General features: G+C 73.8%; 15 protein-coding genes and 1 pseudogene. 5 read left to right on the top strand and 11 right to left on the bottom strand.

Features of this window, described 5'->3' with window-relative positions; all coding sequences use genetic code 11:
* Positions 1-16: 16 nt before the first annotated feature.
* A complete protein-coding gene (locus tag GQS52_RS20040; RefSeq protein ID WP_182314734.1) occupies positions 17-2,560 on the top strand; it encodes a sensor histidine kinase KdpD in 2,544 nt (847 codons plus the stop codon).
* Positions 2,557-3,285, top strand: a complete 729-nt coding sequence (locus GQS52_RS20045) for a response regulator (RefSeq protein ID WP_182314735.1) — start codon at positions 2,557-2,559, stop codon at positions 3,283-3,285. The genes GQS52_RS20040 and GQS52_RS20045 overlap by 4 nt, the downstream gene beginning before the upstream one ends.
* Positions 3,286-3,324: 39 nt before the next feature.
* Here GQS52_RS20045 and GQS52_RS20050 read toward each other — a convergent pair whose 3' ends face one another.
* The 5 genes from GQS52_RS20050 to rpmG form a co-directional block, all read right to left on the bottom strand.
* Positions 3,325-3,813 (bottom strand): OsmC family protein, encoded by a 489-nt coding sequence (locus GQS52_RS20050; RefSeq protein ID WP_182314736.1) that lies wholly within the window; start codon positions 3,811-3,813, stop codon positions 3,325-3,327.
* Positions 3,814-4,077: 264 nt separating this feature from the next.
* On the bottom strand, positions 4,078-4,323 hold the full coding sequence (gene rpsR, locus GQS52_RS20055; protein WP_182314737.1) for a 30S ribosomal protein S18: 246 nt from the start codon (positions 4,321-4,323) through the stop codon (positions 4,078-4,080).
* A gap of 22 nt (positions 4,324-4,345) precedes the next feature.
* The gene (locus tag GQS52_RS20060) at positions 4,346-5,548 is read right to left on the bottom strand and encodes a GTP-binding protein (RefSeq protein WP_182314738.1); all 1,203 of its coding nucleotides are present in this window, start codon (positions 5,546-5,548) and stop codon (positions 4,346-4,348) included.
* A 30-nt stretch (positions 5,549-5,578) separates the two neighbouring features.
* Positions 5,579-5,827 (bottom strand): type B 50S ribosomal protein L31, encoded by a 249-nt coding sequence (locus tag GQS52_RS20065; RefSeq protein WP_182314739.1) that lies wholly within the window; start codon positions 5,825-5,827, stop codon positions 5,579-5,581.
* Between the two features lie 7 nt (positions 5,828-5,834).
* Positions 5,835-5,999 carry a 50S ribosomal protein L33 gene (rpmG, locus tag GQS52_RS20070; protein WP_182314740.1) on the bottom strand — a complete coding sequence of 55 codons (165 nt, stop codon included), beginning with the start codon at positions 5,997-5,999 and terminating at the stop codon, positions 5,835-5,837.
* Between the two features lie 88 nt (positions 6,000-6,087).
* Here rpmG and rpmB point away from each other — a divergent pair, with 88 nt between their 5' ends.
* Both rpmB and rpsN read left to right on the top strand, forming a co-directional pair.
* Positions 6,088-6,324 (top strand): 50S ribosomal protein L28, encoded by a 237-nt coding sequence (gene rpmB / locus GQS52_RS20075; protein ID WP_182314741.1) that lies wholly within the window; start codon positions 6,088-6,090, stop codon positions 6,322-6,324.
* Positions 6,325-6,338: 14 nt separating this feature from the next.
* Positions 6,339-6,644, top strand: coding sequence for a 30S ribosomal protein S14 (rpsN, locus tag GQS52_RS20080; RefSeq protein ID WP_182314742.1), 306 nt, complete (start codon positions 6,339-6,341; stop codon positions 6,642-6,644).
* 270 nt (positions 6,645-6,914) lie between these two features.
* Here rpsN and ddaH read toward each other — a convergent pair.
* Positions 6,915-7,742, bottom strand: a pseudogene (gene ddaH, locus GQS52_RS20085) (dimethylargininase); the annotation flags it as partial.
* A gap of 544 nt (positions 7,743-8,286) precedes the next feature.
* Here ddaH and GQS52_RS20090 point away from each other — a divergent pair.
* Positions 8,287-9,027 (top strand): bifunctional DNA primase/polymerase, encoded by a 741-nt coding sequence (locus GQS52_RS20090; RefSeq protein WP_182314743.1) that lies wholly within the window; start codon positions 8,287-8,289, stop codon positions 9,025-9,027.
* Here GQS52_RS20090 and GQS52_RS20095 read toward each other — a convergent pair.
* From GQS52_RS20095 to map, 5 genes are all read right to left on the bottom strand, one after another.
* Positions 9,008-10,003 carry a hypothetical protein gene (locus GQS52_RS20095; protein WP_182314744.1) on the bottom strand — a complete coding sequence of 332 codons (996 nt, stop codon included), beginning with the start codon at positions 10,001-10,003 and terminating at the stop codon, positions 9,008-9,010. The two genes, GQS52_RS20090 and GQS52_RS20095, sit on opposite strands and share 20 nt — an antisense overlap.
* A 33-nt stretch (positions 10,004-10,036) precedes the next feature.
* A complete protein-coding gene (gene efeU / locus GQS52_RS20100; RefSeq protein WP_182314745.1) occupies positions 10,037-10,915 on the bottom strand; it encodes an iron uptake transporter permease EfeU in 879 nt (292 codons plus the stop codon).
* 12 nt (positions 10,916-10,927) lie between these two features.
* The gene (gene efeB / locus GQS52_RS20105) at positions 10,928-12,220 is read right to left on the bottom strand and encodes an iron uptake transporter deferrochelatase/peroxidase subunit (protein ID WP_182314746.1); all 1,293 of its coding nucleotides are present in this window, start codon (positions 12,218-12,220) and stop codon (positions 10,928-10,930) included.
* An 11-nt stretch (positions 12,221-12,231) separates the two neighbouring features.
* Positions 12,232-13,365, bottom strand: coding sequence for an iron uptake system protein EfeO (gene efeO / locus GQS52_RS20110; RefSeq protein WP_182314747.1), 1,134 nt, complete (start codon positions 13,363-13,365; stop codon positions 12,232-12,234).
* 118 nt (positions 13,366-13,483) lie between these two features.
* A complete protein-coding gene (gene map / locus GQS52_RS20115; protein WP_182314748.1) occupies positions 13,484-14,332 on the bottom strand; it encodes a type I methionyl aminopeptidase in 849 nt (282 codons plus the stop codon).
* Between the last annotated feature and the right edge of the window lie 27 nt (positions 14,333-14,359).

Raw genomic sequence — 14,359 nt, forward strand, 5'->3', positions numbered from 1 at the left:
GGAGACAATGGCACTCATGGCCCGCGGCACACTGCGCATCTACCTCGGAGCGGCCCCCGGCGTCGGCAAGACCTACGCCATGCTCTCAGAGGCGCACCGCCGGGCGGAGCGCGGCACCGACGTGGTGGTGGGCTTCGTGGAGTCGCACGGACGCCCGCGCACCGAGGCGCTGCTGCACGGACTGGAGGTCGTCCCCCGGCGCGGGATCACCCACCGGGGGGCGGTCTTCACGGAGATGGACCTCGACGCCGTCCTCGCCCGCCGCCCCGCCGTGGCCCTCGTCGACGAGCTGGCGCACACCAATGTCCCCGGGTCCCGCAACGCCAAGCGGTGGCAGGACGTCGACGAACTCCTCGACGCCGGCATCGACGTCGTCTCCACGGTGAACATCCAGCACCTGGAGTCCCTCGGCGACGTCGTGCAGGCCATCACCGGTGTGCGCCAGCGCGAGACCGTCCCCGACGAGGTCGTCCGCCGCGCCGACCAGATCGAACTCGTGGACATGTCGCCCGAGGCGCTGCGCCGGCGCATGGCCCACGGCAACGTCTACTCCGCCGACCGGGTCGACGCGGCGCTGTCGAACTACTTCCGGCCCGGCAACCTCACCGCGCTCCGCGAACTGGCCCTGCTGTGGACCGCCGACCGGGTCGACGAGTACCTCCAGCGCTACCGGGCCGACCACGGCATCTCCTCCACCTGGCAGGCCCGCGAGCGCATCGTGGTCGGCCTCAGCGGCGGGCCGGAGGGCAGTACCCTGATTCGCCGCGCCGCGCGGATGGCGGCCAAGGGCTCCGGCAGCGAGGTCCTCGCCCTCTACGTCGCCCGCAGCGACGGCCTGACCTCGGCCTCGCCCGAGGAGCTCGCCGTCCAGCGCACCCTGGTGGAGGACCTGGGCGGCACCTTCCACTCCGTCATCGGCGACGACGTCCCCACCGCCCTGCTGGAGTTCGCGCGGGGCGTCAACGCCACCCAGATCGTGCTCGGAGCCAGCCGCCGCAGGGCGTGGCAGTACGTCCTCGGCCCCGGCATCGGCGCCACCGTCGCCCGCGAGTCCGGCCCCGACCTGGACGTGCACATCGTCACCCACGAGCACGCCGCCAAGGGCCGAGGGCTCCCCATGACCCGCGGGGCGAGGCTGGGCCGCTCCCGCGTCGTCGCCGGATGGCTCACCGGCACCGCGGGGCCCGCCCTCCTCGCCCTCGCGCTCACCGCCGCGGCACCCGGTCCGGGCTTCGCCAACGCGATGCTGCTGTTCCTCACCCTGACGGTGGCCGCCGCCCTGCTGGGCGGGCTGCTCCCCGCGCTGGCGTCGGCCGTCGTCGGTTCCCTGCTGCTGAACTACTTCTTCGCCCCGCCGGTGCGCACCTGGACCGTGGCCCAGCCGGAGAACATCCTGGCCATCGCGGTCTTCGTGGTGGTGGGCAGCTCGGTGGCGTCCGTGGTGGACCTGGCGGCCCGCCGCACCCAGCAGACCGCGAGGCTGCGCGCGGAGGCCGAGATACTGAGCTTCCTGGCCGGCAGCGTGCTGCGGGGCGAGACCGCCCTGCCGGCGCTCCTGGAACGCGTCCGAGAGACCTTCGGCATGGAGTCCGTCGCCCTGCTGGAGCGCACGGAGGACCGCGGCCGGTGGACCCGCGTGGCCGGCGTGGGACCGGACCCGGCGGCCCGCCCCGACGAGGCCGACGTGGACGTCCCCGCCGGGGACCGCACGGCCCTGGCCCTGCGCGGCCGCGTGCTGCCGGCCGAGGACCGGCGCGTGCTCGGCGCCTTCGCCGCCCAGGCGGTCGTCGTCCTGGAACGCCGGCGGCTGGTGGACGAGGCCGAGCGGGCCCGCCGGCTGGAGGAGGGCAACCGCATCCGCACCGCCCTGCTCGCCGCCGTCTCCCACGACCTGCGCAGCCCGCTGGCCGCCGTCAAGGCGTCGGTGTCCTCCCTGCGCTCCGGCGACGTCGCCTGGTCGCCCGAGGACGAGGCCGAACTGCTCGCCGCCATCGAGGAGGGCGCCGACCGGCTCGACCACCTCGTCGGCAACCTCCTGGACATGAGCCGGCTGCAGACCGGAGCCGTCAACCCCCTGCTGCGCGAGACCGCCCCGGACGAGGTGGTGCCGCCGGCGCTCAAGGGCGTGCCCGCGCACAGGGTGCTCCTGGACATCCCCGAGACGCTGCCGATGGTCGCCGCCGACCGGGGGCTGCTGGAGCGGGCCGTCGCCAACATCGTGGAGAACGCCGTGCAGTACAGTCCCGACGGCGAGCAGGTGCTGCTGACCGCCAGCGCCCTGGGCGACCGCGTGGAGCTGCGCGTCGTCGACCGGGGCCCGGGCGTGCCCGACGCCGCCAAGGAGCAGATCTTCGAGCCGTTCCAGCGCCACGGGGACGCTCCGCGCGGCAACGGCGTCGGCCTCGGCCTGGCCGTCGCCCGCGGCTTCACCGAGGCCATGGGGGGCACACTCGCCGCCGAGGACACCCCCGGCGGGGGCCTGACCATGGTGCTGACCCTCAAAGCCGCGGCCGGCCGGTCCGCGGCCCGCCCCGATCTCCCGACGGAAGTGACCACATGAGCGGACGGCAGGCGGAGGCGCCGCGGCGCGATGCCGCGGGCACGGCACCCCGCGTCCTGATCGTGGACGACGAGCCGCAGCTCGTCCGCGCCCTGGCGATCAACCTGCGCGCCCGCGGGTACCGCATCGATGCCGCCCCCGACGGCGCGACAGCCCTGCGGTCCGCCGCCGAACGCCGCCCCGACGTCGTCGTCCTCGACCTCGGGCTGCCCGACATGGACGGCACCGACGTCATCAGGGGGCTGCGCGGCTGGACCCGGGTGCCCGTCATCGTGCTCTCCGCCCGCCACGCCTCCGACGAGAAGGTCGGCGCCCTCGACGCCGGCGCCGACGACTACGTCACCAAGCCCTTCGGCATGGACGAACTCCTCGCCCGGCTGCGCGCCGCCGTCCGCCGGGCCGCGCCCGCCGACGGCGAGGACCTCGCGGTCGTCGAGACCGCGTCGTTCACCGTGGACCTGGCGGCCAGGAAGGTCGACCGCGGCGGCGCCGACGTCCGCCTCACCCCCACCGAGTGGCACGTGCTGGAGGTCCTGGTGCGCAACCCGGGCCGCCTGGTGGAGCAGAAGCGGCTCCTGCGCGAGGTGTGGGGCCCGGGGTACGAGACGGAGACCAACTACCTGCGCGTCTACCTGGCCCAGCTGCGCCGCAAGCTGGAGGCCGACCCCTCGCACCCCCGGCACCTCATCACCGAGCCCGGCATGGGGTACCGCTTCGAGTTCTGACCCGGGCCGGGGCGGCCGCCGCGGCGGGGGCGGCCGCCGTCAGGCCGTGCCGCGGACGGTGACGACGGGCTCGTGGCGGACGGGGAAGTTGACGGAGTTGGCGATGAAGCAGGCGCGGTGGGCGTCCGCGTGCAGGGCGGCGGCCTTCTCCGCCATTCCCGCCGAGGCGACCTCGACCCGCGGGTTCAGCACCGCCTCGGTGAAGCGGCCGCCGTCGGCGCTCTCCTGCATCGTGCCGCGGGCCCGGTCGGCGTAGCCGGTGACGACGACGCCGTTGACGGAGCAGAAGTGCAGGTACCACAGCATGTGGCACTGGGAGATCGAGGCGAGGAGCAGCTGCTCGGGGTTCCAGCGGGCCGGGTCGCCGCGGAACGCCGGGTCGGAGCTGCCGGGGATCGGCGGCGGGGCGGTGACGCCGGGCGCGGTCACCTCGTGCTCGCGCCCGTAGGCGCGGTAGGTGCTGGTGCCCTCGCCGCGGTCACCGGTCCAGACGACCTCGGTCTCGTAGGTGTGCAGTTTCGACGGCATGCTTCCCCCTGCGGTGCGGTGCGGTGCGGTCCGGTCGGGCCGGGGGCGGGCCCGTCCCCGGCGGCAGGCGCAGGATACGGGCCGGTGCGGCCGGCGCGCCGCCGGTTTCCCGCACCCAGCGCCTTACCCGGCCCCGGCGTCCCTTTCCGAGGGGGCCGGCCGAAGGGCGCCCAGGACCAGCGGGACGCCGCGCCCTCTTCCCGCCGCGCCCTCTTCGCACCGTGTTCTTTTCGCACCGGGTTCTTTTCGCGCCGGTCGGGTGCGCTACTTGGTGGCGGTGGGGAGCAGGGCCATCTCCCGGGCGTTCTTGATCGCCCGTGCGAGGAGGCGCTGCTGCTGCGCGCTCACCCGGGTCACCCGCCGGCTGCGGATCTTCCCCCGATCCGAGACGAACCTGCGCAGGAGGTCGGTGTCCTTGTAGTCGATGTACTCGATTCCGGCGGCGTCCAGCGGGTTGGGACGCTTGCGGTCCTTCGCCGCGCGGGTCTTCGGGTCGGAGCGGTGTGCCATGGGCGGTTTCCTTCTCTCGGGTCTATCGGACGGGGTCGAGGAGTTCGTCGAAGGCGCGGGGGAGCCGCGCCCAGGCGCCGGGCCCGCCCGCGTACTCCTCGTCGGTCAGCAGGCAGGACTCCAGCAGTGCGAGCAGGCCCTCCCGGTCCAGGCCCGGCGAGGTGAACGTCAGGTGCTGGGCCCGGTCGCCGTGTTCGGGGTGCCAGTCCAGGGCGGCGGCCACCCGCCGGGTGGCCGGCACCAGTTCCCAGGCGGCGTCCGGCAGCGAGGCCAGCCACGGTCCGGCGTCCTCCACGCACAGCGCGCCGCCGGCGGCGTCCCACGACAGCAGGGTGTCCGGACGGTCGGCCAGCCAGAACCGGCCGCGGCTGCGGGCCGCGCAGCAGGTCAGGTCCTCCAGCGCGGCGTGCAGCCGGCCCGGGTGGAACGGCCGGGTGCGGTGCCACACCAGGGTGGTCACGCCGTCGGCGTCCGCCTCCTGCGGCAGCAGGGCGCAGGCCGGGTGCTGCCGGGCCGCGGCGGCGGCCGTGTCGAAGCCGGTGCGCGCCGCCGCGGCCAGTGCGCCGGAGCCGACGGGCACCTGCCGGGCGGTGGGGTGCAGCTGCGCGAGCAGCGCCGTCCCCTCCTCGGCGTCGGAACCGCCGTCCGGGGCGCCGTCCGGGGCGTCGCCGCCGTGGAGGGCGAGCAGGGACGGGTACTCCAGCTGCCGGGCGAAGGTGTCGGCCAGGGTGCGCTGGTCGGCGGGGGCCGCGGCCAGACCCAGTTCCGACAGGTCGTCCCCGCAGGAGATGTAGGGCAGGACCAGCGCGGGGTCCACGGCGGTGACCACACCGGTGAGGTCGAGCACCTCGGCCGAGTGCCGGTCGCCGACCTGTGTGCCGGTGATCACCTCCGCCATGGACTGCGGTTCGACCGAGTCCCACAGTTCGACGACGGCCAGCCGGCACGTTCCGGAGTCGGCCAGCCGCAGCAGTTCGGGCACCAGGTCCTCGCGCAGCGCGCAGCAGGCGCAGTCGTTGACCAGGGGCGTCCGGCCGGTGGTGAGGGTGCCGCGGGCGTCCCCGACGGTGCGCAGCACCGAGCCGTCCTCTGCGGCGGAGCCGAGGTCGTGGTGGAGGACGACCGCGCCGGGCGCCGACCGCAGCAGTTCCGCGACGGCGGCCCGCCGCGCGTCGGCGTGCAGCCCCGCGACCAGGACGACCGGCAGCCGGGAGGGGTTTTCCATGGGTGACCTCTCTGGTCTCTCCGCTGCTCTCTACTGCTTCTTGCCGTACCGGCGCTCGAAGCGCTCGACGCGTCCGGCGGTGTCCAGCACGCGGCCGCGTCCGGTCCAGAAGGGGTGGCTCGCCGAGGACACCTCGACGTCGACCACGGGGTAGGTGTTGCCGTCCTCCCACTCGACGGTGCGGTCGCTCGTCATGGTCGAGCGGGTGAGGAAGGCGAAGTCCGCGACCCGGTCGCGGAAGACGACGGGGCGGTACTCGGGGTGGATTCCGGGCTTCATCGCGGGGTCAGCGCTCCTCTCGGTACGTCACGTGGCGGCGGACCACGGGGTCGTACTTGCGCAGGGTGAGGCGGTCCGGGTCGTTCCGGCGGTTCTTGCGGGTGACGTAGGTGTGGCCGGTGCCCGCGGTGGAGCGGAGCTTGATCACCGGCCTGAGTTCGTTGCGGGCCATGCCACGACTATACAGAAATGGTTTTCGTTTTCATATAGGGTGCTGCACGACAGCGACCACGACACGACGACAAGGAAGCGGTGCACACATGTCCGCCCACTGCCAGATGACCGGGCGCAGCCCCGGCTTCGGCAACTCCGTCTCCCACTCCCACCGCCGCACCCCGCGCCGCTTCGACCCCAACATCCAGCGCAAGCGGTACTGGCTGCCCAGTGAGGGCCGCCACGTGCGGCTCACCCTGAGCGCCAAGGGGATCAGGACGGTCGACGCGCTCGGCATCGAACAGGCCGTGGCCCGGATGCGCGCCCGCGGCGAGAAGATCTGAGGGGCCGGGAGACCGTGGCCAAGAAGAGCAAGATCGTAAAGAACGAGGCGCGGCGGATCGTCGTCGCCCGGTACGCGGCCCGGCGCGCCGTCCTCAAGGCGGTGGTCCGGGACCCGCGGAGCAGCCCGGCCGAGCGTGAGGAGGCGCAGCGCGAACTGCAGCGGCAGCCGCGCGACGCCAGTGCCACCCGGGTGCGCAACCGCGACAGCGTCGACGGCCGCCCGCGCGGCCACTTCCGGGCCTTCGGGCTCTCCCGGATCCGGCTGCGCGAACTTGCGCACGCCGGCCACCTGCCCGGCGTGCGCAAGTCCAGCTGGTAGAGCGGTTCCCGCCCGCCCCGGGCGGGGCGGTCAGCCGGCGTCGGAGGCCGCCAGCGGGGCCGTCCCGCCGGGCGCACCGCCGCCGTCCGCCGCGGCGGACGCTCCGGAGGCGGCGGCCCCCTCCGGGGCGGCCGCTTCCGACGCCTCGGCCAGGACCTCGGCGGAGGTTCCGGTCAGGACCTCGACGGGAGCCCCGGCCGGGGTCCCGGGGAAGGACGCGGCCGCGTCCCCGGCCCGTTCCTCCGGCCCGGAGACGGCCGGCACCGGCGGCCGCAGCTCCATGGTGCAGCACTTCACACTGCCGCCCGCCTTCAGCAGCTCCGACAGGTCCACCCCTACCGGTTCGAAGCCGCGCTCGCGCAGCGGGCCGAACAGGCCGGAGGCGGCGAGCGGCAGGAAGACGTTGCGGCCGTCGCACACCGCGTTGAGGCCGAACGCCGCCGCATCCTCGGCCGTGGCCCGCAGCGCGTCGGGGAACAGCCGGGCCAGCACCGCCCGGCTGCCCGGGGAGAACGCCTCGGGGTAGTACATGATCTCGTCCCCGTCGAGCACGGCCAGTGCCGTGTCCAGGTGGTAGTACCGGGGGTCGACCAGGTCCAGCCCGATCACCGGGCGGCCGAAGAACTCCTGCGCCTCGGCGTGCGAGCGGTGCGTGGTGCGGAAGCCGCGTCCGGCCAGCACCCAGGAGTCGGTGACGGCGAAGTCCCCCTCGCCCTCGTTGATGTGCTCGGGCACGCAGACGTCGGTGAAGCCGTTGAGGCGGAACCATTCCAGGTGGGCCAGCGCCTCGGCCTCCCGCTGCGCGGTGGCGAAGCGGGCCCCGAACACGCGGCCGCCCACCACGGTCGCGCCGTTGGCGGCGAACACCATGTCGGGCAGCCCGGGGACCGGCGGCAGGAGCTCGACGGTGTGGCCCAGGGCCAGGTAGAGGGCGCGCAACTGCTCCCACTGGGTGAGGGCCAGTTCGGGGTCGACCGGCCGTTCGGGGTCCATCCAGGGGTTGATGGAGTAACTGACCCGGAAGTGGATCGGCGCACACATCAGGTAGCGGCGCGGAGTGACGGTGCGGGTGCCGGTGAAGGCTGCGGATGCGCGCAAGGGAGTCTCCTCGGGGGAGGGGCTGCGGCAGGTCCGGTTGGAGTGCCTGTGCGCATGAATGGTCCCCTCGGCGAGCCGAAAAGGCACCGGGTGGAACGGGTGAAATCCTGACGGGTCCGCATTCGGAGCCCCCTTCGGGGCCTTTTTCGAGACCCGGCCGGCTCCCGGCAGGCCGACGGTCACCCCCGCCCCGGGCCGCCTGCCCCGGTTCCCCCGCCCCCGGGCCACCTCCCGGCCGCGGGTCCTCCGCCGCCCGGTGCGGCGTCCGGCCCCGGGGGGAACTCCCGCCCGAGTTCGGCGAGGACCGCCGTGTTGCGGGCGAAGGCGTCCCGGCACTCCTCCACGACGCGGTGCCGATTCTTCGGCCGGCGGGCCGCCCGGGTCAAAGCGTCACCGTGCCCGCCGCCGGGGAATCCGGCCCCCGCCGGTGGGCACGGGTGTTCGCGGGAAGGCGGGAAGGGGCGAACCGTGGACCGGTCCGCCTGAATCACCCCCGGGCGTTCCGTAGTGTGGAGGGGCGGCGGAGGTCGAGGAGAGGGGTCCGATGGAGCGCAGGAGCAGGGTTTCCCGGTGGTGGCGGCGCCGGAGCGGCTCGTCCGGGACGCTCCCGGAACAGGACCGCGACGACCTGCTCCGCCAGGCCGTGGACGCCGGCTTCCCCGTCGCCCCCGCGGCCCACCCCTCCGGATTCGGCTGCTCCTGCGACCGGATCGGCTGCCCCGCCCCGGGCATGCACCCGGTCTCGTTCGCCTGGCAGACCCAGGCCACCACCGACCGCGAGACGGTCGAGCGCTGGCTGCGCACCCAGCCGGAGGCCAACTTCGTCACCGCCACCGGCATCGCCCACGACGTGCTCGACGTCCCCGCGGAGGCGGGCCGAGCCGCCATGGCGCGGCTCGAGGCGCAGGGCGCGGAGATCGGCCCGGTGGCACTCGTGCCCCCGGGGCGCCACCTGTTTTTCACCGCCACCCGGGGGACCCCGGAGGACGAGGACGAGTGGTGGCCGTGCGTACTGGACTGCCACCCCGAGACCCTCGACGAGCACCCGGGGCTGCGCTGGCACTGCCGCGGCAGCTACGTGCTCCTGCCGCCCTCCCTGCACCCCTCCGGGGAGCGGGTGACCTGGCTGCGCGGGCCGGGGCTGCCCCTGCCCGACCCGCTGCCCCTGCTGGAGGTCCTCACCGACGCCTGCGACCAGGCCGCCGCGGCCGCCGCGGCCGAGGAGGACGAGGCGGGCCGGACCGCGGGCCGCGAGGCGGCGGGCACTACTCGCCGCGGGCGCTGACCAGGCCCTCGACCCGGTGCAGGAAGGAGACCTTCTCGTCGGGGTCCTTCTTCGCGGCCGCCTTCGAGGGCACCGTCACCAGCTGCTCGGCCACCCGCACCTGCAGCAGCGCGGTCTTCGGGTCCCCGGTCACCAGCGGCCGCACCGCCGGCGGGACGTTCAGCGGGTAGCCCTTGCCCACGGTCTCCTTGACCTGGTGGTGGGTGGCGAAGAAGACCAGCGCCCCGCCGTCCTCGGTGCGCAGCGCCACCGGGGCGAAGTCCCCCTTGCCCGCGGGCTGGTCGGCGTACTGGGTGACCTTGCCCCGCGTGCGCTGCTGCGCGCCGCGGCGCTCGCGCAGCTGCGAGGTGGCCGGCCCGTCGGCGAACGGCGAGCCGCCGGCCCGCGGGCCCTTCTGCAGGTAGTCGGCGTACTCCCGGCCGAGCCTGCCCGGGGGCACCAGCAGGTCCGACCCCGAGGCCGGGACCGCCTCGGCGTACCCCTCGTCGTCGAGGACGGGTTCGGGCATCCGCCGCTCGGAGACCACCGACAGGTAGGAGGCGCGCCACGCCTGGTCCGGGGAGGGCCGGGTGAAGACCACCAGCCAGTGGCCGCCGCCGCGGTTGCTGTCGGCGTCCGCGACGAACCACTTGGGCCACCCGCTGGTGCGGGGTATGAGGAACTTCGGGTCCGTCAGCTCCAGCGGCTTGAAGCCGGGGTTGCCGTCGGGGTTCCGGGCCGCCCGGGCCTTGATGCCGGCCTGGTCGATGGCGGCCAGCGGACCGGACTCGACGGGAACGGTCAGCTTCGCGTCCAGCTCGGTGTTGGCCTCGTTGGTGGCCTCGGTGAACCTCTCCAGGACCTCGGCGGCCTCGGTGCGGTCCACGGAGGGGATCACCGCACTCTCGCCGTGCACCGTGACGCACCCGGTGGCCGCCACGGACACGGCGGCCACCAGCGTGCAGAACCTGCGGACTGCGTGTGAACGGCGGGTCATCTGACTCCCTGTCGTCTGCCGACCGGGAGAACTTTAACGGGTGCCGCTCTCCTGCGGGGCCGCCGTCCCCGCCTGCGCATCCCCGCCGCCCCCGGCCTTCCCGGGGCGGCGCGCGGCGCGCTGCGGGGCCAGGAAGAGCCCCAGCACCGGGACCACGTACAGCGTCCACGCCACCACCTGCAGGACCGTCGGGTCCGGCTGGAAGTTGAACACGCCCTTGAGCAGGGTGCCGTACCAGCTGTCCGGGGGGATCGCCGCGCTGACGTCGAACGCCCTGTCGGCCAGGCCGGGCAGCCAGCGGGCCTCCTGCAGGTCGTGGAAGCCGTAGGCGAGCACCCCGGCGGCGACCACGACCAGCATCGCGCCGGTCCAGGTGAAGAACTTCGACAGGTTGATCCGCAGCGCGCCCCGGTAGAACAGCCACCCCAGGACGACCGCCGTCAGCAGCCCGAGGACCGCGCCGATCAGCGGGCTGGCGCCGCTCCCGGTGGCCTGCACCGCGGCCCACACGAACAGGGACGTCTCCAGGCCCTCGCGGCCCACGGCCAGGAAGGCGGTGGCCACCAGCGCGCCGGTGCCGACGGACAGCGCCTGGTCCACCTTGCCGTGCAGCTCGGACTTCAGGCTGCGGGCGGCCCCGCGCATCCAGAACACCATCCAGGTCACCAGGCCGACGGCGACGAGCGACAGCGTGCCGCCCAGCGCCTCCTGCGCCTCGAAGGTCAGCTGCGTCGAGCCGTACTGCAGCACGGCGCCGAAGGCCAGGCTGATCCCGGCGGCGATGCCGACCCCGGCCCACACCGGCGGCAGCTTGTCCCGGTGCCCGGTCTTGACCAGGTAGGCGACCAGGATGCACACCACCAGGCTGGCCTCCAGGCCCTCCCGGAGACCGATCAGGTAGTTGGCGAACATGCGGGGGCTCCTTCAGGAGAACAGGGTGCGGCCCCACCAGTCGCCGGCTCCGCCGACGCCCGGGGGTACGGCGAAGACGGCCGAACCGACGTGCTGGATGTACTCGTTGAGCAGGTCGCTGCGGGCCAGGCTCCGCTGCACGGGGACGAACCCGGAGCGCGGGTCGCGCTGGTAGGCGATGAAGAACAGGCCCGCGTCCAGCCGGCCCAGCCCGTCGGTGCCGTCGGTGAACGAGTAGCCGCGGCGCAGGATCGTCGCCCCGCCGTTGGTGTCGGGGTGGGCCAGCCGCACGTGGGAGTCGGCCGGCAGCCGGTTCAGCACCGGCTCGTCGTGCTCGTGCTTCCTGCCGTAGGCCGCGCCCTCGCCCTTGGTGCGGCCGAAGACGTCCTCCTGCTCCTTCAGCGGGGCGCGGTCCCAGGTCTCGATGTGCATGCGGATGCGCCGGGCGACCAGGTAGGAGCCGCCCGCCATCCACGCGGGGCCGTCCCCGCGGCTCACCCACACGTGCTTGTCCAGGGCCCCGGTGTCGGTGCCCGCGATGTTGCGGGTGCCGTCCTTGAAGCCCATCAGGTTGCGCGGGGTCTGCGCCTCGGGGGTGGTGGACGAGGTCTTGCCGAAGCCGAGCTGGGACCAGCGGATCGCGACCCGGCCCATGCCGATCCTGGCCAGGTTGCGGATCGCGTGCACCGCCACCTGCGGGTCGTCGGCGCAGGCCTGCACGCACAGGTCGCCGCCGCTGCGGGCGGGGTCGAGGTTGTCGCCGGGGAAGTGCGGCAGGTCGGCCAGCGCCTCGGGGCGGCGGCCGGCGATCCCGAAGCGGTCCTCGCCGTCCTTGTCGAACAGGGTGGGGCCGAAGCCCACCGTGAGGGTCAGCCGGGACGCGGGCAGGCCCAGGGCCTCCCCGGTGTCGTCCGGCGGGGCCTCGGGGATGCCGCCTACGGCGCCCTCGCCGACCGCGCGGCCCGCGGTCATCGCGGCGGCGGCCTCCGTCCAGTCCTTCAGGAGCCGGACGAGGTCCTCGCGGTCGTCGGTGGTGACGTCGAACGCGGCGAAGTGCAGCCGGTCCTGGACCGGTGTGGCGATCCCGGCCTGGTGCCTGCCGTGGAAGGGGACGACCTGCCGGTCCGGCCCGGACGGGGCGTCGCGGCCCCCCAGGGCGACGGCGGTGCCCCCGGCGGCGGCCGCGCCCAGGGCGACCCCTGCCCCGGCCCAGCCCAGCACGGCGCGCCGGCCGACCGTCCGCGCGGCGCCCCCGCCCCCGGCGGCCTGCTCCCGCTCCTGCGCCTGCTCCCGCTCCTGCTCCATGCCGTGCCCCGTTACTGCTTCGCCACGGCGGCGGCGAGGCGGGACAGGGGCTCGGCGAGGGAGTTGACCGCGTCGGACAGCTCCTTGCGGTCGGCCTTGCCGACGGTGTCGTAGGAGACGAAGCCGTCGCCCTTGCGGTAGTCGTCGAGCTTGTCCTGCAGCGCGGCGAACTGCTCGTCGAGCTCCTCGGTCAGCTCCGGGTCGTTCTCGGAGGCGACCGGCTCCAGCAGCGCGTACGCCTTCTTCGCCCCCTCGACGTTGGCCCGGAAGTCCCACAGGTCGGTGTGGGCGTAGCGGTTCTCCTCGCCGGTGACCTTGCCGGTGGCGACCTCGTCGAGGAGTTCCTTGGCGCCGTTGGCCATGCCGGTGGGGGTGAGCTCGGCCTTGCCGACCCGCTCGTTCCAGTCCTCGAGGTCGGTCAGCAGCCGCGCGGCGAGCTTCTTCTCGTCGGCGCCGATCTTCCCTTCCTCCCACAGCGCCTTCTCCAGGCGGTGCCAGCCGGTCCACTCCTGGCCGGGCTCGAGGCCGTCCTCGCGGACGTCGACCTTGGGGTCGATGTCGCCGAAGCTCTCGGCGACCGGCTCGATCCGCTCCCAGCCGACGCGGGACTTCGCGTACTCGGCCCTGGCGGCCTCGACGTCGCCGTCCTTCACCGCGTCGGTGAACTTCCACACGGCGGGGATCGTCAGGTCGGCCTGCTCCTGGACGTAGGCGCGGTAGTCGGCGACCGCGGAGGCCAGGCGGGGGTCGAGCTTCTTCGCGGCGCCCTTGCCGGTGACGGTGACGGCCTGGCGTATGCCGTCGCCCTTCATGCCGGGCTTGCAGGCGATCTCGTACTCGCCGGCCTTCATCTCGGTGGTGATGGCGGCTTTCGTGCCGGGGCCGATGTTCTCCCGCTCGGTGACGATGCGGTCGCCCTCGGCGTAGACGTAGACCTCGGTGACCTTGCTGCCCTTGTTGTGCACCGCGAGCTCGACGTGCCCGGCCGGGAACTCGGTCCGGGAGAGCCGGCACTCGGAGTCGGTCGCGGTCACCTGCACCGCACCGTCACCGGCCGCGTCGGACTTCTCGGCGCAGCCGGTGAGGGCGGTGAGGACGACGGCCGCCGACAGGGCGGTGGCCGCGGTGAGTCTGCGGGCGGGCATGAAGGCTCCAGCGCTCAGGTGGGAAGAGGCCGATTAGGCTTACCTAAGTTAACTGAGCCTTACCTGGATCACCTCATGAAAAGGTACAGAATCGGTAATGACTTCCCCAAGCGGACGTTCAGGGGAGAGTCAGCACCTCCGCACCGGAGTCGGTGACCACCAGGGTGTGCTCGAACTGGGCGGTGCGCTTGCGGTCCTTGGTCACGACCGTCCAGCCGTCGTCCCAGATGTCGTACTCGTGGGTGCCCAGGGTGAGCATCGGCTCGATGGTGAACGTCATGCCCGGCTTGATCACGGTGGTCGCCCGCGGATCGTCGTAGTGCGGGACGATCAGGCCGGAGTGGAACGAGGTGTTGATGCCGTGCCCGGTGAAGTCGCGGACCACGCCGTAGTTGAAGCGCTTGGCGTACGACTCGATGACCCGCCCGATGACGTTGATCTGCCGGCCCGGCCGCACCGCCTTGATCGCCCGGTTCAGCGACTCGCGGGTGCGCTCCACCAGCAGCCTGGACTCCTCGTCCACCTCGCCCACGAGGTAGGTGGCGTTGGTGTCGCCGTGCACGCCGTGGATGTAGGCCGTCACGTCGAGGTTGACGATGTCGCCCTCGTTGAGGACGGTCGAGTCCGGGATGCCGTGGCAGATCACCTCGTTGACCGACGCGCACAGCGACTTGGGGAAGCCGCGGTAGCCCAGGTCGGAGGGGTAGGCCTTGTGGTCGCACATGTACTCGTGGGCGACCCGGTCCAGTTCGTCGGTGGTCACGCCCGGCGCGATGTGCTTGGCGGCCTCCTCCATGGCCCGGGCCGCGATCCGCGAGGCGATCCGCATCCGCTCGACGACCTCCGCGGGCTGCACCTCGGGGCCGGTGTACGGGGCGGGCGCCTCCTTCCCCACGTACTCGGGCCGCGGGATGTCGGCGGGGACGCTGCGTGTGGGGGAGAGCTTGCCGGGAACCAGGACAGACATGTGGGCGAGTGTATAGCCGCCCGGCAG

The sequence above is a fragment of the Streptomyces sp. SCUT-3 genome, from assembly GCF_014083985.1.
Lineage (GTDB): Bacteria > Actinomycetota > Actinomycetes > Streptomycetales > Streptomycetaceae > Streptomyces_H > Streptomyces_H thermolineatus.